The sequence below is a fragment of the Burkholderia sp. BCC1985 genome (assembly GCF_905339915.1).
GTDB lineage: Bacteria > Pseudomonadota > Gammaproteobacteria > Burkholderiales > Burkholderiaceae > Burkholderia.
The window spans coordinates 181,058-199,029 of the sequence record NZ_CAJPGY010000005.1; the positions used below are offsets into that span (position 1 = coordinate 181,058).

At 67.6% G+C, this 17,972-nt stretch carries 13 protein-coding genes; 10 read left to right on the top strand and 3 right to left on the bottom strand.

The window, feature by feature from the left end:
- Positions 1-29 precede the first annotated feature (29 nt).
- The 7 genes from trpA to U4Z31_RS07005 all read left to right on the top strand — a co-directional run bounded on the left by trpA (position 30) and on the right by U4Z31_RS07005 (position 7,605).
- Positions 30-848: a tryptophan synthase subunit alpha gene (trpA, locus tag U4Z31_RS06975; RefSeq protein ID WP_044843819.1), complete on the top strand. Its 819-nt coding sequence runs from the start codon at positions 30-32 to the stop codon at positions 846-848.
- 64 nt (positions 849-912) lie between these two features.
- Positions 913-1,785: an acetyl-CoA carboxylase, carboxyltransferase subunit beta gene (gene accD / locus U4Z31_RS06980; RefSeq protein WP_044843820.1), complete on the top strand. Its 873-nt coding sequence runs from the start codon at positions 913-915 to the stop codon at positions 1,783-1,785.
- 100 nt (positions 1,786-1,885) lie between these two features.
- Positions 1,886-3,196, top strand: a complete 1,311-nt coding sequence (gene folC / locus U4Z31_RS06985; RefSeq protein WP_321809817.1) for a bifunctional tetrahydrofolate synthase/dihydrofolate synthase — start codon at positions 1,886-1,888, stop codon at positions 3,194-3,196.
- A gap of 29 nt (positions 3,197-3,225) precedes the next feature.
- Complete coding sequence (locus tag U4Z31_RS06990; RefSeq protein ID WP_124521346.1) at positions 3,226-4,068, top strand: SPOR domain-containing protein; 843 nt, start codon at positions 3,226-3,228, stop codon at positions 4,066-4,068.
- Between the two features lie 6 nt (positions 4,069-4,074).
- Positions 4,075-4,569, top strand: coding sequence for a CvpA family protein (locus U4Z31_RS06995; protein ID WP_044843823.1), 495 nt, complete (start codon positions 4,075-4,077; stop codon positions 4,567-4,569).
- A gap of 51 nt (positions 4,570-4,620) precedes the next feature.
- Positions 4,621-6,153 (top strand): amidophosphoribosyltransferase, encoded by a 1,533-nt coding sequence (gene purF / locus U4Z31_RS07000; RefSeq protein WP_044843824.1) that lies wholly within the window; start codon positions 4,621-4,623, stop codon positions 6,151-6,153.
- Between the two features lie 258 nt (positions 6,154-6,411).
- Positions 6,412-7,605: an O-succinylhomoserine sulfhydrylase gene (locus U4Z31_RS07005; RefSeq protein WP_044843825.1), complete on the top strand. Its 1,194-nt coding sequence runs from the start codon at positions 6,412-6,414 to the stop codon at positions 7,603-7,605.
- A gap of 153 nt (positions 7,606-7,758) precedes the next feature.
- On the opposite strand, the gene U4Z31_RS07010 is transcribed toward U4Z31_RS07005, so the two are convergent.
- Genes U4Z31_RS07010 through U4Z31_RS07020 form a run of 3 tightly spaced genes read right to left on the bottom strand, consistent with a single transcriptional unit; the run spans position 7,759 to position 10,845 of the window.
- Positions 7,759-8,712: an NAD-dependent epimerase/dehydratase family protein gene (locus U4Z31_RS07010; protein ID WP_124521895.1), complete on the bottom strand. Its 954-nt coding sequence runs from the start codon at positions 8,710-8,712 to the stop codon at positions 7,759-7,761.
- Positions 8,699-9,745, bottom strand: coding sequence for a GDP-mannose 4,6-dehydratase (gene gmd, locus U4Z31_RS07015; RefSeq protein ID WP_321809818.1), 1,047 nt, complete (start codon positions 9,743-9,745; stop codon positions 8,699-8,701). Before gmd ends, U4Z31_RS07010 begins: the two co-directional genes overlap by 14 nt.
- A 35-nt stretch (positions 9,746-9,780) precedes the next feature.
- Positions 9,781-10,845 carry an acyltransferase gene (locus U4Z31_RS07020; RefSeq protein WP_321800030.1) on the bottom strand — a complete coding sequence of 355 codons (1,065 nt, stop codon included), beginning with the start codon at positions 10,843-10,845 and terminating at the stop codon, positions 9,781-9,783.
- Positions 10,846-11,337: 492 nt separating this feature from the next.
- Between U4Z31_RS07020 and U4Z31_RS07025 the strand changes: the two genes are divergently transcribed.
- Genes U4Z31_RS07025 through U4Z31_RS07035 form a run of 3 tightly spaced genes read left to right on the top strand, consistent with a single transcriptional unit; the run spans position 11,338 to position 17,505 of the window.
- Positions 11,338-13,530, top strand: coding sequence for a hypothetical protein (locus tag U4Z31_RS07025; protein WP_321809862.1), 2,193 nt, complete (start codon positions 11,338-11,340; stop codon positions 13,528-13,530).
- A gap of 46 nt (positions 13,531-13,576) precedes the next feature.
- Positions 13,577-15,043: a flippase gene (locus U4Z31_RS07030; protein WP_321809819.1), complete on the top strand. Its 1,467-nt coding sequence runs from the start codon at positions 13,577-13,579 to the stop codon at positions 15,041-15,043.
- Positions 15,040-17,505: a glycosyltransferase family 4 protein gene (locus U4Z31_RS07035; RefSeq protein ID WP_321809820.1), complete on the top strand. Its 2,466-nt coding sequence runs from the start codon at positions 15,040-15,042 to the stop codon at positions 17,503-17,505. Before U4Z31_RS07030 ends, U4Z31_RS07035 begins: the two co-directional genes overlap by 4 nt.
- Positions 17,506-17,972 lie beyond the last annotated feature (467 nt).

The window sequence follows — 17,972 nt, forward strand, 5'->3', positions numbered from 1 at the left end:
AGTCGCCGATCGCATCAAGGAAAATTGCCATGTCCTCCCGTATCCAGCAGACCTTCGCCGCACTCGCCGAACAAGGCCGCAAGGGCCTGATCCCGTTCATCACGGCCGGCGACCCCGATCCCGCGAAGACCGTCGAATTCATGCACGCGCTCGCCGAAGGCGGCGCCGACGTGATCGAGCTCGGCGTGCCGTTCTCGGACCCGATGGCCGACGGCCCCGTGATCCAGCGCTCGTCGGAACGCGCGCTCGCGCGCGGCGTCACGCTCAAGAGCGTGCTCGCCGACGTGAAGCGCTTCCGCGAGACCGACCAGAAAACCCCCGTCGTGCTGATGGGCTATGCGAACCCGATCGAGCGGATGGGCGTCGACGCGTTCGCGGCCGAAGCGCAGGCGGCCGGCGTCGACGGCGTGCTCGTCGTCGACTATCCGCCCGAGGAAGCGGGCGTGTTCGCCGAGAAAATGCGTGCCGCGCAGATCGATCCGATCTTCCTGCTCGCGCCGACGTCGACCGACGAACGCATCGCCGACGTGGGCAAGATCGCGAGCGGCTACGTGTACTACGTGTCGCTCAAGGGCGTGACCGGCGCCGGAAATCTGGATGTTTCGAGCATTGCGGGTAAAATCCCGGCCATCAAGTCGCGCGTGCCGGTTCCGGTGGGCGTCGGCTTCGGCATCCGCGACGCCGAAACGGCGCGCGCGGTGGCCGAAGTGTCGGACGCCGTCGTGATCGGCAGCCGCCTGGTGCAGCTGCTCGAGAGCGCCGCGCCGGAGGGCGCCGCCGCCGCGCTGAAGACTTTCATCGCCGAGCTGCGCGCCGCCCTGGACGGCGCCGGCAACACGGCGCGATAAACACAACACAGGAAGCGGGAACGGGCCGGTCGGCCCGCCCCGCCACGGAACAGGAAACCATACGATGAGCTGGCTCGACAAACTGTTGCCGCCGAAGATCAAGCAGACCGACCCGAAAAGCCGCAAGGGCATTCCGGAAGGCCTGTGGGTCAAGTGCCCGTCCTGCGAGGCCGTGCTGTACCGCAACGACGTGGACGCGAACCTGCACGTGTGCCCGAAGTGCGATCACCACATGCGCATCGGCGCGCGCGAGCGCCTCGACGGGCTGCTGGATCCGGAAGGCCGCTATGAAATCGGCCAGGAAATCGTGCCGGTCGACTCGCTGAAGTTCAAGGACAGCCGCAAGTACCCCGATCGTCTGAAGGAAGCGATGGACGAGACGGGCGAGACCGACGCGATGGTCGTGATGGGCGGTGCGATCCACACGCTGCCCGTCGTCGCGGCCTGCTTCGAGTTCTCGTTCATGGGCGGCTCGATGGGCTCGGTCGTCGGCGAGCGCTTCGCGCGCGGCGCGCAGAACGCGCTGGAGCAGCAGGTGCCGTTCATCTGCTTTACCGCTTCGGGCGGCGCCCGGATGCAGGAAAGCCTGCTGTCGCTGATGCAGATGGCCAAGACCACCGCGATGCTGACCAAGCTGGCCGAAGCCAAGCTGCCGTTCATTTCGGTGCTGACCGACCCGACGATGGGCGGCGTGTCGGCGAGCTTCGCGTTCCTCGGCGACGTCGTGATCGCCGAGCCGAAGGCGCTGATCGGCTTCGCCGGCCCGCGCGTGATCGAGCAGACGGTTCGCGAAAAGCTGCCGGAAGGCTTCCAGCGCGCGGAATTCCTGCTGAAGACGGGCGCGATCGACATGATCGTCGATCGCCGCAAGATGCGCGACGAGATCGCGCAACTGCTCGCGCTGCTGCAGCGACAGCCGGCCGACGCGCTGGCCTGATTGGCGCGGCGTTGTGAACTGCGCGCGTCGCCCGGCTGAACCGCCGGGCGGCGCGTTTCGTTTTTTGGCGTAGTGGCGGTACCGATTCAGATTTGATCCGATGAGCACTTTTCCCACTCTCGACGCGTGGCTTTCGCATCTCGAACGCGCGCACCCGGTCGGCATCGACATGGGCCTCACCCGCATCGGGCAGGTCAAGGCGGCGTTGCAACTCGAATTCGCGTGCCCCGTGATCACGGTCGGCGGCACGAACGGCAAGGGTTCGACCTGCGCGTTCCTCGAGGCGATCCTCGTTCACGCGGGCTACAAGGTCGGCTGCCACACGTCGCCGCACCTGCTCGAATTCGGCGAGCGTGCGCGCGTGAACGGCCAGCAGGTCAGCGACGCCGAGCTGCTGCCGCACTTCGAAGCCGTCGAAGCGGCGCGCACGTCGCTGCCGGAGCCGGTGTCGCTCACGTACTTCGAATTCACGACGCTCGCGATCCTGCACCTGTTCGCGTCGCGCGGGCTCGATGCGGTGATCCTCGAAGTCGGGCTCGGCGGCCGGCTCGATGCGGTCAACATCATCGATGCCGATTGCGCGATCGTCACGAGCATCGACATCGACCATACCGAATACCTCGGCGACACGCGCGAGAAGATCGCGTTCGAGAAGGCGGGGATCTTCCGCGCGGGCAAGCCGGCGATCTGCGGCGATCCCGCGGTGCCGAACACGCTGGTCGAGCATGCCGAAGCGATCGGCGCCGACCTGTGGCTGGTCGGCCGCGATTTCCGCTACGAAGCGCAGCCGGGCGCGGAGCGCCAGCAATGGAGCTACCTCGGCCGCGAAAAGCGCTATCCGGCGCTCGCGTACCCGGCGCTGCGCGGTGCGAACCAGCTGATCAATGCATCGGCCGCGCTGGCCGCGCTCGAGGCGCTGCGCCCGGTGCTGCCGGTGTCCGCGCAGGACATCCGGCTCGGGCTCGCGAACGTCGAGCTGCCGGGGCGCTTCCAGGTGCTGCCGGGCAAGCCGGCGATCGTGCTGGACGTCGCGCACAACCCGCATGCGGCGGCCGTGCTCGAGCAGAATCTGGGCAACATGGGCTTCTTTCCGTACACGTACGCGGTGTTCGGTGCGATGCACGACAAGGACATCGACGGCGTGCTGCGGCACCTGAAGGGCGAGATCGACCACTGGTGCGTGACCGACCTGCCGCTGCCGCGCGCGGCGAGCGCGGAGCAGCTCGAAGCCGCGCTGCGCAAGGCCGGCGTGGAGGACGGGGCCGATTCGAGCGTGACGCGGTACGCGTCGCCCGCCGAAGCGTTTCGCGATGCACTAAAAAGAGCATCCGAGAATGATAGAATCGTGGTTTTCGGCAGTTTCCATACGGTGGCGGGTGTGATGGCCTACCGGAAATCGCAGCAACACTGACTGAAGGGCAGTTTCGGACTCAGCCATTCATGGGAATTTTCTCGTTCGGCAAGAAAGACGACGACGCGCCCCCGCGGCGCGGCGGTCGTACCGGGGCCTCCCGGAACGTGCGCACGGAGCGCACTGAACGCGTCGAGCGGCGCACGCGCCGCACCGAGCGTCCGGAATCGGACGCGCTGCTCCTCGATCCGACCCTTCCTGAAAAGCAACGCGCCCGCCGGCGCCTCGTCGGCGCGATCGCGCTCGTCGTCGCCGCGGTGATCGTGCTGCCGATGGTGCTCGATTCGCACCCGAAGCCGGTGACGGACGACATCGCGATCGACATTCCGAACCGGCCCGCACATCAGGCGGTCGCGCCGCGTGACGACGACGCGTCCGACGTGCAGGCGGGCGTCGCGCACGACGAGCCGCCGGCCTCCGACGCCGCGGTGGCGGCCGTTCCGGCCCCCGCGGAGAAGGACACGGCCAAGCCGGCCGCGAAGCCCGAACCCTCGACGACCACGGCGAGCGTGACGCCGCCGAAGCCCGCTGCGAAGCCGGCCGCGGCCGCACCCGCGCCGAAGCCGGCCGCGCCGAAGCCGGCGCCCGCGGCGGTCGCGAACGCCGACGCCGCGGCCGACAGCGGCGATGCGTCGTCGCCTGCGTCGCCGGCCGGTGCGCGCTTCGCGGTGCAGCTCGGCTCGTTCAAGGACGACGCAACGGCCCGTTCGTGGGCCACCAAGTTGAAATCGGCGGGCGTGCCCGCATATGTCGAGCATCGCAAGCAGGCGGACGGCAGCACGGCTAGCCAGCTGCGTGCCGGCCCGTTTGCGGATCGCGCGGCGGCGTCCGCCGCGATCGCGAAGGTGCGCGAAGCCGGACTCACGCAGTAACGTGCGATGCTGACGGCTTTCGACTACGCTGTATTGGCGGTGATCGCGTTGTCTGCGCTGCGTGGCGCGTGGCGCGGTTTCGTCTCCGAGATTTTCGGGCTGATCGGCTGGATCGCGGCGATCGCGATCGCCGCCCGCTATGTCGGACTGGTCGTGCCGTATATCCCGGCGAACTGGCCGGGCGGCGCGCTGACGCAGTGGGTGATCGCGTTCGCGCTGATCGTGATCGGCGTCGTGTTCGTCGCGGGTGTCGCGAACGCGCTGTTGTCGCGGATCGCGCAGGCGACGGGCCTCGGCGGGGTCGATCGCTCGCTGGGCATGATGTTCGGGCTCGTCCGCGGCTGCGTGCTGGTGGTGCTGCTGGTCGCGGCGGCCGGGCTGACCGAATTGCCCAAACAGGATTTCTGGCGCAATGCGCTATTGCGTCCTTTCGCCGAACAGGGCGTGCACGAGCTGAAGCAGCTCCTGCCCGACGGCATGGCCCAGTATGTACGCGTGTGACGACGCGGCCGGGCAGGACGGAACCGATTTTGTCATCTTGAAGGACATGCCATGTGCGGCATCGTAGGTGTTATCTCCCAAGCCCCCGTCAATCAGCTGATCTATGACAGCCTGCTGCTGCTGCAGCATCGCGGTCAGGACGCAGCGGGCATCGCGACGGCGGACGGCAGCAATTTCCACATGTACAAGGCGAACGGCATGGTGCGCGACGTGTTCCGCACGCGCAACATGCGCAGCCTGCCCGGCACCTTCGGCATCGGCCAGGTCCGCTATCCGACGGCCGGCTCGGCGTCGAGCGAAGCCGAGGCGCAGCCGTTCTACGTGAACGCGCCGTTCGGGATCATCCTCGCGCACAACGGCAACCTGACGAACTGGGAACAGCTGAAGGACGAGATGTTCCGGATCGACCGCCGGCACATCAACACCAATTCCGACAGCGAAGTGCTGCTCAACGTGTTCGCGCACGAGCTGCAGCTGTCGACGACGGGCCTCGAACTCGATCCGGCCGCGCTGTTCAAGGCGGTCGAGGGCGTGCATCGCCGCCTGCAGGGCTCGTACGCGATCGTGTCGCTGATCGCCGGCTACGGCCTGGTCGCGTTCCGTGATCCGTTCGGCATCCGCCCGCTCTGCATCGGCAAGCTCGAGACCGAACACGGCACCGAATGGATGGTCGCGTCGGAGTCGGTGGCGGTCGAAGGCATCGGCTTCGAATTCGTGCGCGACGTGCAGCCGGGCGAAGCGATCTTCATCGACAAGGCCGGCAACTTCCACAGCCAGCAGTGCGCGGAGAACCCGACGCTGAATCCGTGCATGTTCGAATACGTGTATCTTGCACGTCCGGATTCGTGCCTCGACGGCGTGCCGGTCTACAACGTGCGCCTGCGCATGGGCGACTACCTCGCCGAGAAGATCAAGCGCGAGCTGCCGAACGTGCCGATCGACGTCGTGATGCCGATTCCCGATTCGTCGCGTCCGGCTGCGATGCAGGTCGCCGCGAAGCTCGGCGTCGAGTATCGCGAAGGCTTCTTCAAGAACCGCTACGTCGGCCGTACCTTCATCATGCCGGGCCAGGCCGTGCGCAAGAAGTCGGTGCGCCAGAAGCTCAATGCGATGAGCATCGAGTTCAAGGACAAGCACGTGCTGATCGTCGACGATTCGATCGTGCGCGGCACGACCTCGCACGAAATCGTGCAGATGGCGCGCGATGCGGGCGCGAAGTCGGTGATCTTCGCGTCGGCGGCGCCGCCCGTGAAGTTCCCGAACGTGTACGGCATCGACATGCCGACGCGCGGCGAGCTGGTCGCACACGGCCGCACGGACGAGGAAGTCGCGAAGATCATCGGTGCCGACCACCTGATCTATCAGGACGTCGACGACCTGCGCCGCGCGGTGCGCGACATCAACCCGAAGCTCGAGGGCTTCGAGGCGTCGTGCTTCGACGGCAACTACATCACCGGCGCCGTGACGCCCGAGTACCTCGATGCGATCGAGCGCGCCCGTCTCGCACCGGCGTCGCAGGCCGATCGCGACACGGCAGGCGACACCGCGCGTTCGCAGATGAACCTGCAGCTGTCGGTCGAGTGATGCCGGCGCACGCTTCGGATGAAGCGTGATAGGATGTGGCCTTGCGTCGATTTGATTCAGCTTGCGGACGCGGGGCGACTTCCCAAAACAGCTAAAGCGAAGGCCGGCGGCAGCCGGCCCGAGTCGATCGCTGTCGTACCGCACCGAAGCCCGCTGATGCCGACGCATAGCGGGCTTTTTGTTTTGGCCTGATTTTGTGGCTGGGCGCGCGCCCGATGCACGACCGTCGGCGCGACCCTCGAATACGGATAACGGAACATGGACGACTCCCTCAACTTCGACACGCTCGCCGTGCGCGCGGGCACGCTGCGCAGCAGCGACTTCAACGAGCACTCGGAAGCGCTGTTCCTCACGTCGAGCTTTTGCTTCACGAGCGCGGCCGAGGCAGCCGAGCGCTTCGCGAATTCGGAAGACTACTTCACCTATTCGCGCTTCACGAACCCGACCGTCACCATGTTCCAGGATCGTCTCGCCGCGCTCGAAGGCGGCGAGGCCTGCATCGCGACGGCGTCGGGCATGGCCGCGATCATGTCGGTCGTGATGTCCGCGCTGCAGGCGGGCGATCACCTCGTCAGCTCGCGCAGCCTGTTCGGCTCGACGCTCGGGATGTTCTCGCAGATCTTCAGCAAGTTCGGCATCACGACGACCTTCGTCGATCCGACCGACCTGAACGCCTGGCAGGAAGCGGTGCGGCCCGAGACGAAGATGTTCTTCCTCGAAACGCCGTCGAACCCGCTGACCGAACTCGCCGACATCGAGGCGATCGGCAAGATCGCGAAGGCCGCGAATGCGCTGTTCGTCGTCGACAACTGTTTCTGCAGCCCGGTGCTGCAGCAGCCGCTGAAGCTCGGCGCGGACGTCGTGATGCACTCGGCGACGAAGTTCCTCGACGGCCAGGGCCGCGTGCTCGGCGGCGCGCTGGTCGGCTCGAAGGAATTCATCATGGGCAAGGTGTTCCCGTTCGTGCGCAGCGCGGGCCCGACGCTGTCGGCGTTCAACGCGTGGGTGCTGCTGAAGGGGATGGAGACGCTGTCGCTGCGCGTCGAGAAGCAGTCGGCGAACGCGCTGGAAATCGCGCGCTGGCTCGATTCGCATCCTGCGGTCAAGCGCGTGTTCTATCCGGGGCTCGAATCGCATCCGCAGCACGAACTCGCGAAGCGTCAGCAGAAGGCGGGCGGCGCGATCGTATCGTTCGAGCTGAAGGGCGACACGCCGGAGCAGCAGCGCGCGAACGCGTGGCGCGTGATCGACAGCACGAAGCTGGTCTCGATCACCGGCAACCTCGGCGACACGCGCACGACGATCACGCATCCGGCGACGACGACGCACGCGCGCATCACGCCCGAAGCGCGTGCGGCCGCGGGGATCACCGAAGGGCTGATCCGCCTCGCGGTCGGCCTGGAAAACGCGGGCGACCTGCGCAACGATCTCGCGCGCGGCCTCGAGGGCTGAGCGCGGCGGCACTGATTTCAGGGCCGGCATGACGACGGGCCGCTCGACATGAACTGCACCCCAAAAGTTGGACTAGATCCAATCTTTGGGGTGCAGTTCAGGACGGCCCGTTTTCTTTTCAGTCGGCGACGAACGCGTGTTGCGTTGCCGGAATCAGCCGGCCCGCGCGTCGCGCATCGCGTCCATCATCCAGCGCAAGGTTTCGTCGAGCGGCGTCACGGGCAGCTCGCCCACCGCGCGCCGCAGCTTGTCGCGCGACCCGCTCAGGCTCTTTACTTCGTTATGCCGAACGAAGCGCGGATCGATCGTCACGTCGATCACGTAACCGGCGATTCGCGACAGCATCGCCAGCACTTCCTTCAGCGAATACGCGCGCTCCGAGCAGATGTTGAACGTCTCGCCGGCCGGCGCGGCTTCGAGCAGCTTCAGATAGGCGGCTGTCACGTCGCGCACGTCGGAGAAATCGCGGCTCACGTCGAGATTGCCGAGCGAGATGCGCGGCGCGTTGCGCGCATAGTGCGATACCAGCTTCGGCAGCAGATAGGCATCGTCCTGGCCGACGCCCGTGTAATTGAACGGCCGCGCGATCACGATCGGCAGGCGGTCGGCCCACAGCTTCGCCGCGTATTCCATCGCGAGCTTGCTGACCGCGTAGTCGTTCGCGGGCGCGGGCGCGACGCTTTCGTCGAGCACGCCGGCCGTCGAATTGCCGTAGATGTTCGCGCTGCTGGCGAGCAGCACCGCCGACGGGCGGCGGTCGAGGCCCGCGAGCGCGGCCAGCAGGTTGCGCGTGCCGACGATGTTGACCGCGTAGGTCTGCGACGGCTCGTCCTGCGCGACGTGCGCGCGCGCGGCGAGGTGCACGACCGCATCGGGCCGCGCATCGGCGAGCGCCGCACGGGTCGCGTCTGCATCGAGCAGGTCGACCGGCAGCAGCGTGCAGTGGGCGAGCGCCGGATCGTCGGGCCGCGCCGCGCCGGGCGCCACGGTGCCCCACACGTCGTAGCCGGCCGCAGCGAGCCGCTGCGCCATGTAGCGGCCGGTGAAGCCCGCCAGGCCCGTGACGAACGCCCGGCGCGACGGGCGCCTGGCTTCAGTACGTGTCATGGTGCCGGTTCCGCGTCAGATCCGCTTCGACCATCATCTGGCAGAGCTGTTCGAGCGTCGTCTCCGGCGCCCAGCCCAGCTTGGCTTTCGCTTTGTCGGCGGAGCCGATCAGCAGGTCGACTTCGGCAGGGCGGTAGAACTTCGGATTCACTTCGACGAGCACGTCGCCGTTCGATGCGTCGAGGCCGCGTTCCTGCTCGCCCTTGCCGGTCCATTCGATCTGGTAGCCGGCGGCCGCGAACGCCATCTGCACGAAGTCGCGCACGGTCTCGGTGCGGTTGGTCGCGAGCACGTAGGTGTCGGGCTCGTCGGCCTGCAGCATCCGCCACATCCCTTCGACGTATTCGAGCGCGAAGCCCCAGTCGCGCTTCGCGTCGAGATTGCCGAGCTCGAGCCGGGTCGCCTTGCCGAGCTTGATCTTCGCGACGGTGTCGGTGATCTTGCGCGTGACGAACTCGCGGCCGCGCAGCGGCGATTCGTGATTGAACAGGATGCCGCTGCAGCCGAACAGGTCGTAGGACTCGCGGTAGTTCACGGTCATCCAGTGCGCGTACAGCTTCGCGACGCCGTACGGGCTGCGCGGGTAGAACGCGGTGGTTTCCGTCTGCGGGATCGCCTGCACCTTGCCGAACATCTCGGACGTCGACGCCTGGTAGAAGCGCGTCTTCGGGCTCACCACGCGGATCGCCTCGAGCAGGTTCAGCGGGCCGACGCCCGTGACCTCGGCGGTCGTCGCCGGCTGGTCGAACGACACGCCGACGAAGCTCTGCGCGGCCAGGTTGTACAGCTCGTCGGGCTGCGTGCGTTCGAGCAGCCGCAGGCTGGAGCCGGCATCCGTCAGGTCGTGCTCGACGAGCGACAGGTTCGGGTGCGTGTCGACGCCGAGCTCGGCGATGCGCCAGAAGTTGACCGAGCTGGTGCGGCGGTAGGTGCCCGTGACTTCGTAGCCCTTGTCGAGCAGCAGCTTGGTCAGGTAGGCGCCGTCCTGCCCGGTGATCCCCGTGATGATGGCCTTCTTGCGAGTTTGGCTCATGGCAATGTCCTGGTCGAAACGATGGATTGAGAAAGTCAGGCGGTCGTGCGCGCGGCGGCGGGTACCGTGCTGTGCGCGGGGCCGCGGGTCAGGCGCCGCTCGAAGCCGTACCAGCTCACGGTGGCGTATACGAGCGTGATGGCCAGCGCGAGCGCGGCCGTGACGAAGCGGTTCAGGTGCAGCGGCCACAGCGCGTACAGCACGCTCAGGTGAATCAGGTAGACGGTGTAGCTGACGGTGCCGACGTACACGAGCAGCGGGTTCGTCAGCACGCGCTGCACGACGCCGCGTCCGCGCAGCGCGATCACGACGATCGACGTGCACAGCAGCAGCGAGATGCTGTAGAGCGCGGCGTTCGACAGCGGCGTGTTCGCGGCGCGGAAACGCGGGAACGACAGGTGCAGCCAGCCGAGGATCGCGAGCGACACGAGTGCGCCGACGATCGCGAGCGGATAGAACGGCTCCAGCGCGCGCCGGTCGCGGCGCAGCACGATCGCGAGCAGCGCGCCAGCGGCGAGCAGGTCCATCCGGAACGGCGTCAGGTAGTAGATCGGCCAGAACGAATCGAACCACGGCGTCGCGATCGCGCGCAGCACGGGCGCCGCGACGATCAGCGCGGCGGCGATCCACAGCAGCGCGCGCTCCGAACACCACAGCACGACGAACGGCCAGAAGATGTAGAACTGCTCCTCGACGGCGAGCGACCACAGCACGTTCAGGCTGTCGTGGCCGATGCTGCCGAGCGACAGCCCGATGTTGGTCGAGAAGAACGCGAACCACGGCCAGTGCGGCAGCCAGCTCGCGCCGAACAGCAGCGTCGACACGACCAGCAGCAGCACGTACGGCGGCAGGATCCGGCGCACGCGGCGCGCGTAGAAGTGGCTGAAGTACGACTGTCCGCGCGCCTTGCGCTCGAGCAGGATGCCGGTGATCAGCAGGCCGCTCAGCACGAAGAACAGGTCGACACCCATCCACAGCGGCGCCTTCAGCGCGTGTTGCAGGAACACGGCGCCGACGGCGATCGCGCGCAGCCCGTCGAGCTGCACGATGCGGCCGTGTTGCGGCGGGGCGAGGTCGGCGGTGCGCGAGATGCCCGTCATCGCGCCACTCCTTCGCGACGCGCGGCCGATGCCGACGCGCGCCGCGTATTCGATGCGTGAACGTAATGCATGCGTTTAAAGGAAATATTGATTCGAAATCGATTCTAGGGAAAAGAAATCGGCAAAAAAACGCATGTCATTTATTCGGCTGAAAACATTCAAATGCCGATCGTTTCAATCGCGAGATGAAAGATTTGCAGGCCAGGTAGCCCGTCGGACGGGCCGGAGCGGAATTTTCTACGGATCGTCGCGTGAAAGGCGGTCGTTATTTCCGCTTCGCAGGGGCTATTCCGGACGATTCCGGTTCAATATTTCAGGTGGAAACATCCCCAAATATTTCCAAATTTCTTGTGATTATTTTTGCTTGTAACCTGCCTCGCGACGTTTGAAACCCACACGCGACAGGTCATCCAGGCACGCAGCACGCCGCGGGCGCCGGTCGCTTTTGCATCGAGTCTGGAGAGCGCATTGCGACGTCTGATTCTGGTTGGCATGACGGTATGCGCGGCGCTGTCCGCGAGCGCCGCACCGGCTGAAACCGTGTTGCCCGCGACCACGTCGTGGATCGGCAACACGTTCGGTTATGGCGACGGCAGCTGGACGCAGATCGACATTCGCGCGATCGCGGTGACGCCCGACGGCAAGGTGTATACGAACGCGCCGTGGGACGAGAGCGGCGCCGAGGCGAGCGTCTACCAGGACGGGAAAATGCTCGGCTTCGCCGGCGGCACGCATGGCTGGGGCAATCTCGGCGGCAACGCGGTCGCGGTGAACGGCAAGTATGCGTACGTCGCGATCGGCGTCGGCAACGAGCGCGGCCATCTGCAGTCGCCCGGCATCTGGCCGGACAAGGGCAAGCAGTGGTACGGCATTTCGCGGCGCACGATCGGCGACATGAAGCAGCCCGCGCCGTTCCGCGCGGCGCCGCAGGTCGCGCCCGGCGGGCGCGCCGATGCCGGCCGGGCGCGGATGGCCGCGAGCTTCATGGTGATGAACGAGGTGGCGGCACCGGCGCGGTCGGAGGTCGGTGAGCTGAAGGCGGAAGTGGGCGGCCTCGCGGCCGACGACAAGACGTTGTTCGCGACGAATCCTTCGCATGACGAAGTCGACGTGTACGACGCCGAAACGATGCAGAAGAAGGGCACGTGGAGTGCGCATGAGCCGGGCCGCATCGCGCTCGCCGGCGACGGCACGCTGTGGCTGCTCACCGATACGCTCAATCGGCCCGCGCACCTCGTGCACGTGCGCGCGGACGGCCGCAAGCTCGACGACGCGCCCGCGCTGCCCGAGGGGACCGATGCGGTGGACGTGGCGGTCGACGCGAAAGGGCGCGTGCTGGTCGCGGACAACGGCCCGCGCCAGCAGGTGCTGATTTTCTCGAAAGGCGGCAACGGCTATGCGCCGTCCGGCACGCTCGGCGAGCGCGGCGGGATCTTCGCGGGCCCGGTGCCGGGCCGCCCCGGGCCGCAACGTTTCAACGGGCTGACGGGTGTGGGCGTCGATCGCGCGGGCAACGTGTACGTGTCGATGAACGGCATCGGGCCGCGCCACGACACGATCGGGGCGGGGCTCGGCGCGGTGCTCGAGAGCTACACGCCGGACGGCAAGCTGCGCTGGCAGGTGCAGGGGCTGCTGTTCGTCGACGGCGCGTGGCTCGATCCCGCACGGCCGAACAGCGTGTACACGGGCAACAAGCGCTTCGAGCTCGACCTGTCGAAGCCGCCCGGCCAGGACTGGAAATACGCCGGCTTCCTGTCGAACCGCTTCAAGTATCCGGACGATCCCGTGTTCCACACGGACCAGTACCCCGGCATGCCGTTCGCGCGGCGCGTCGACGGCCGCACGTTCCTGTACCTGACCGACATGTACGCCGATCACCTGAAGATCTACCGCTTCGACGCGAAGCGCGACGGCGAGGTCGCGATTCCGTCGGGCCTGATCGCGGGCCGTGCGCGGCCGGTCGACAAGGTGCCGAACAAGCCGCCGGGCGGCGACTGGATCTGGCGCGACGCGAATGGCAACGGCCGGCTCGACGAGGACGAGTTCACGACCAACACGACCGGCAAGGCGAAGGCGGGCGGCTGGGGCTGGTGGGTCGACACGAAGGGCGACATCTGGCGCACGAGCGACGTGCGCGGGATTCATCGCTTCGGCTACGGCGGCGTCGACAAGGCCGGCAACCCGATCTATTCGTACGACAAGGTCACGACCTATCCGATGCCGCAGCCGTTCACGCAGCTGCGCCGCGCGATCTACGAGCCGCAGACGGACACGCTGTACGTGACGGGCTACACGGCCGACGCGCCGCCGCAGCCCGGCATCAACAAGGAAGTCGGCCGCGTGCTGGTGCGCTTCGACAAGTGGTCGAGCGGCTCGCCGGTGGTGCGCTACACGGTCGCGCTGCCGTGGCAGCTCGACGCTAAGCCGATCCTCGATCTGATCGGCATCACGGTCGAGGGCCGCTACATCTTCACGGTGGAACCGGTCGGGAAGATCCACGTGTACGACAAGGAAACCGGCAAGGAGGTCGGCGTGATGAGCCCGGGCGCCGAGGTCGGCAAGGCGTCGGGCTGGGTCGACGTGCCGTTCGGCATCAGCGCGTTCCGGCGCGAGAACGGCGAATACCTGGTGTTCGTCGAGGAAGACGCGCGCGGCAAGGTGCTGATGTATCGCTGGAAACCGTGACGGGCGGCGCACCGTCGTTGCAGTCGCCGTCACACAAGGCAGAAGCATGGACAAAGGCATACTCAAGAACGTTTCGATCAACTTCATCGGGCTGATCCTGCCGACCTTCGTGTCGCTGGTGACGGTGCCCGCGTATATCCACGCGCTGGGCGTCGAGCGCTACGGCGTCGTCAGCCTCGTGTGGACGCTGATCGGTTATTTCGGGATCCTCGATCTCGGGATGAGCATGGCCGCGCAGAACCACATCTCCAAGGCGCTCGCGAGCGGCGACGCCGACGAAAGCGCGCGCGTGTTCTGGAGCGCGTTCTGGCTGAATCTCGGCACCGGCGTCGTCGGCGGGCTGCTGATCTATTTCGGCGCGTTCATCTACACCGAGTACTTCACGAAGGTGTCGGCGGCGATGCAGCACGAGGTGTATCTCGCGCTGCCGTGGCTCGCGCTCGCGATTCCGCTCGCGAACGTGTCGTGGGTGTTCGCCGGCGCGATCAACGGCGCCGAACGGTTCGGCGTGTTCAACACGAACCAGACGATCGGCACGTTCCTGTTCCAGCTGCTGCCGCTCGGCGCCGCGTGGTGGATCGCGCCGAACCTGCAGACGGTGCTCGCCGCCGCGGTCGTCGCGCGGCTGATCGCGGCGGTGATGCTCGGTCACGCGAGCATCAAGGTGCTCGGGATCCGGCGCATCGACCCGCCGCAGTGGGGCACCGCGAAAGGGCTGTTCAACTTCGGCGGCTGGATGCTGATCGCGAGCATGGCGAGCATGGTCGCCGATACGCTCGATCGCGTGATGCTCGGCGCCGGCATGGGCGCGAAGTTCGTCACCTACTACACGGTTCCGCAGAACCTCGTCACGCGGCTGAACATGCTGCCGAACGCGCTGGTGCGCACGCTGTTCCCGCGCCTGTCGGCGGTCGGCCGCGATCACGCGGACACGCTCGCGCGCCAGTCGCTCGAATTCCTGAACGGCGTGTTCACGCCGGTCGGCATCGTCGCGATCTTCGCGCTCGCGCCGTTCCTCACGCTGTGGGTCGGCGCCGATCTCGCCGCGCATTCCGCGCCGGTCGGGCGCGTGCTGGTGATCAGCGTGTGGCTCGTCGGACAGGCGAGCGTCACGCGGATCCTGATCCAGTCGCAGGTCAACCCGGCGCGCGCCGCGTTCGCCGGGCTCATCGAGATGCCGTTCTTCGTCGGCGGCCTGTGGTTCGGCATTCATCACTTCGGGCTGATCGGCGCGGCGGTGGTCGTCGCGACCCGCGCGCTGGTCGACTACGGCGTGCTGCTGTACCTGTCGGCGATCCGGATGCGCGCGATCGTGCTCGACATGCTCGCGCATCTCGCCTTCCTGCTCGCGAGCCTGTTTCTCGCGCAAGCGTGGTCGGGGCTCGGCGAGTCGATCGGCCTCTGCGCGGTCGTGCTGGTGCTGAACCTGGCGTGGTCGTTCACGATGACGCCGGCCTTGCGGGCGCTGGTGCGTGACTTGTTCGTCCGTCTCAATGCGAGGAAAACCGTATGAATCGCGATCTGGCGGAACACGCCATCCTGAACCTCGCCACGGCCGATGCCGCCGCGGCCGAAGCCGGTGACGCCGCCACGCTGCGCCGGGGCAAACCGGCCGGGCAGGCGAGCGCACGCGATGCGTCGCGCCCGCTGCGCGTGGCGATCGTCCACGACTGGCTCGTCACGTACGCCGGCGCCGAGCGCGTGCTCGAACAGATCGTCGCGTGCTTTCCCGACGCGGACCTGTTCAGCCTCGTCGATTTTCTCGACGACCGCGCGTTCGTGCGCGGCAAGCCGGTGACGACCTCGTTCATCCAGAAGCTGCCGTTCGCACGCACCAAGTACCGCAGCTACCTGCCGCTGATGCCGCTCGCGATCGAGCAGCTCGACGTGTCGGACTACGACCTCGTGATCTCCAGCAGCCACGCGGTCGCGAAGGGTGTGCTGACCGGGCCGGACCAGATGCACATCAGCTACGTGCATTCGCCGATCCGCTACGCGTGGGACCTGCAGCACCAGTATCTGGAACAGTCGAACCTGACGCACGGGCCGAAGTCGCTGCTCGCGCGGATGATCCTGCATTACATCCGCAACTGGGATACGCGCACCGCGAACGCGGTGGACGGCTTCGTCGCGAACTCCGCGTTCATCGCGCGCCGCATCCGCAAGGTGTATCACCGCGACGCGGCGGTGATCTTCCCGCCGGTCGACGTGGACGGCTTCTCGCTGAACGAGGTGAAGGACGATTTCTACCTGACCGCGTCGCGGATGGTGCCGTACAAGAAGATCGACCTGATCGTCGAAGCGTTCTCGCGCACGCCGGAGCGCAAGCTCGTCGTGATCGGCGACGGCCCGGAGATGCAGAAGATCCGCGCGAAGGCCGGCCCGAACGTCGAGATCATGGGCTACCAGCCGTTCGCGGTGCTGCACGACCGGATGCGGCGCGCGAAGGCGTTCGTGTTCGCGGCCGAGGAGGATTTCGGGATTTCGGTGGTCGAGGCACAGGCGTGCGGCACGCCCGTGATCGCGTACGGCAAGGGCGGCGCGCTCGAGACCGTGCTCGAGCCGCGCTCGCACGCGCAGCCGACCGGGCTGTTCTTCGACGAACAGACGCCGCATGCGATCGTCGCGGCGGTCGACGATTTCGAGCGCGCGCCGCAGCGCTTCACGGCGCACGCGTGCCGCGCGAATGCGGAGCGCTTTTCCGCCGACACGTTCCGGCGGCGCTTTCTCGATTATGTGGAGACGGCGCTGCCCGGCTCGACCGCTCAGCGCGGCACGGCCGTCGCGCCGATGCCGGCCGCGCGCGGCCCGGCGACGCTCGTGCTGGACCAGAGCGGCGTGCTCGGCGGTGCGGAGCTGTCGCTGCTGGAGATCATGAAGCACATGCGCGCGAACGCCGATGTGCTGCTGTTCGACGACGGCCCGTTCCGCGCGGCGCTCGACGAAATCGGCGCGCGCGTCGACGTGCTCGACCAGGGCGCGCTCGCCGGGGTGCGCAAGCAGGGCGGCGTGTCGGCCGGCGCGTTGAAGCAGCTGGTCGCGCTCGTGCGCGACGTCGCGCGGCGCGCACGCCGCGCCGAGGTGATCTACGCGAACACGCAGCGCGCGATGGTGGTCGCCGCGCTGGCCGGGCGGCTCGCGCGCAAGCCGGTGGTCTGGCACCTGCGCGACATCGTCAGCGGCGACCATTTCGGCAGCAAGCAACTGATGGCGATCAAGTACTGCGCGCGGCTCGGCGTCACGCGCGTGATCGCGAACTCCGACGCGTCCGCGCAGGCATTTCGTGCGCTGACGGGCTTCACGCCGCAGCACGTCGACGTCGTGTTCAACGGCATTTCGGCCGAACCGTTCGACGCGCTGGACCATGCGAGCCAGGCCGCGCTGCGCGCGCGCTTCGGGCTGCCCGAGCACGCATGGCTGGTCGGCTCGTTCAGCCGTCTCGCGCACTGGAAGGGGCAGCACCTGCTGCTGGAGGCCGCGGCTCGCCATCCCGGCATGCACGTGGTGCTGGTCGGCGCGCCGCTGTTCGGCGAGGACGAATACGCGGCGCAGCTGCACGAGATCGTCGCGCGTCACGGGATGGACGACCGTGTCCATTTCCTCGGCTTCCAGCGCGACGTGGCCGCGTGCATGAAGGCGGTCGACGTGGTCGCGCATACGTCGATCACGCCGGAGCCGTTCGGGCGCGTGATCGTCGAGGGCATGCTTGCGCGGCGGCCGGTGGTCGCGGCCCGCGCGGGCGGGGTCGTCGAGATCATCGAGGACGGCGAAAACGGGCTGCTCTGCGAGCCGGGCAACGCGGCCGCGCTGGCCGACGCGCTGGGCAGGCTGCAGCGCGACGCCGCGCTGCGCGAGCGGCTCGTCGTGAGCGGGCGGTCGACCGCGGTGCGCCGGTTCGGCACCGAAACCTATGTGGCGCGGGTCGAGAAGATCCTCGCGGATACGGCGAAGGCTGCGAAGGCGAAGAAGCGGTAGGTGATTGGCGGCGGCATGTGAAGCGTGTCGTCGTGAACCGGCGGAACCGGGCCCCCATGCGGTGATGCGCTGCATGGGGGCTTTGCGCTTTGGGCGGGGCCGAGCCTGTCGCGCAGCGGGCACGCCGCACGTGACGAATCCGTAATCTGCGCAAAGCCGAGCGATTGCGTGAGCGTGAGCGGCGGAATGCGGGGCCGGCCCGGGTCGCGGGATGCGGGCTGCAACGACGATGCGCTCGGGCGGCGGAGCGATGCGTCGCAGCGGGCGTGAATCCGGCCGCCGCCGGGTTCGTAATCGCTTCGCGGGACGCCAGGAGCGGCGCCGTGTGGTCCTGCCGCGGATCGCGTGAGGGGTCGGGCGACGCGACCGCCGTTCAGCCGCCCAGGCGGCGCATGACGCCGCGGCTTGCGCACTTCGGTACGTCGTGCCCGCCGCGTCGCGACGCGCAAATGCATCCTCGCGCCGTC

Coding starts and splice junctions, on each gene's coding strand:
- trpA (WP_044843819.1), top strand. CDS start 30: ATGTCCTCCCGTATCCAGCAGACCTTCGCCGCACTCGCCGAACAAGGC.
- accD (WP_044843820.1), top strand. CDS start 913: ATGAGCTGGCTCGACAAACTGTTGCCGCCGAAGATCAAGCAGACCGAC.
- folC (WP_321809817.1), top strand. CDS start 1,886: ATGAGCACTTTTCCCACTCTCGACGCGTGGCTTTCGCATCTCGAACGC.
- U4Z31_RS06990 (WP_124521346.1), top strand. CDS start 3,226: ATGGGAATTTTCTCGTTCGGCAAGAAAGACGACGACGCGCCCCCGCGG.
- U4Z31_RS06995 (WP_044843823.1), top strand. CDS start 4,075: ATGCTGACGGCTTTCGACTACGCTGTATTGGCGGTGATCGCGTTGTCT.
- purF (WP_044843824.1), top strand. CDS start 4,621: ATGTGCGGCATCGTAGGTGTTATCTCCCAAGCCCCCGTCAATCAGCTG.
- U4Z31_RS07005 (WP_044843825.1), top strand. CDS start 6,412: ATGGACGACTCCCTCAACTTCGACACGCTCGCCGTGCGCGCGGGCACG.
- U4Z31_RS07010 (WP_124521895.1), bottom strand. CDS start 8,712: ATGACACGTACTGAAGCCAGGCGCCCGTCGCGCCGGGCGTTCGTCACG.
- gmd (WP_321809818.1), bottom strand. CDS start 9,745: ATGAGCCAAACTCGCAAGAAGGCCATCATCACGGGGATCACCGGGCAG.
- U4Z31_RS07020 (WP_321800030.1), bottom strand. CDS start 10,845: ATGACGGGCATCTCGCGCACCGCCGACCTCGCCCCGCCGCAACACGGC.
- U4Z31_RS07025 (WP_321809862.1), top strand. CDS start 11,338: ATGACGGTATGCGCGGCGCTGTCCGCGAGCGCCGCACCGGCTGAAACC.
- U4Z31_RS07030 (WP_321809819.1), top strand. CDS start 13,577: ATGGACAAAGGCATACTCAAGAACGTTTCGATCAACTTCATCGGGCTG.
- U4Z31_RS07035 (WP_321809820.1), top strand. CDS start 15,040: ATGAATCGCGATCTGGCGGAACACGCCATCCTGAACCTCGCCACGGCC.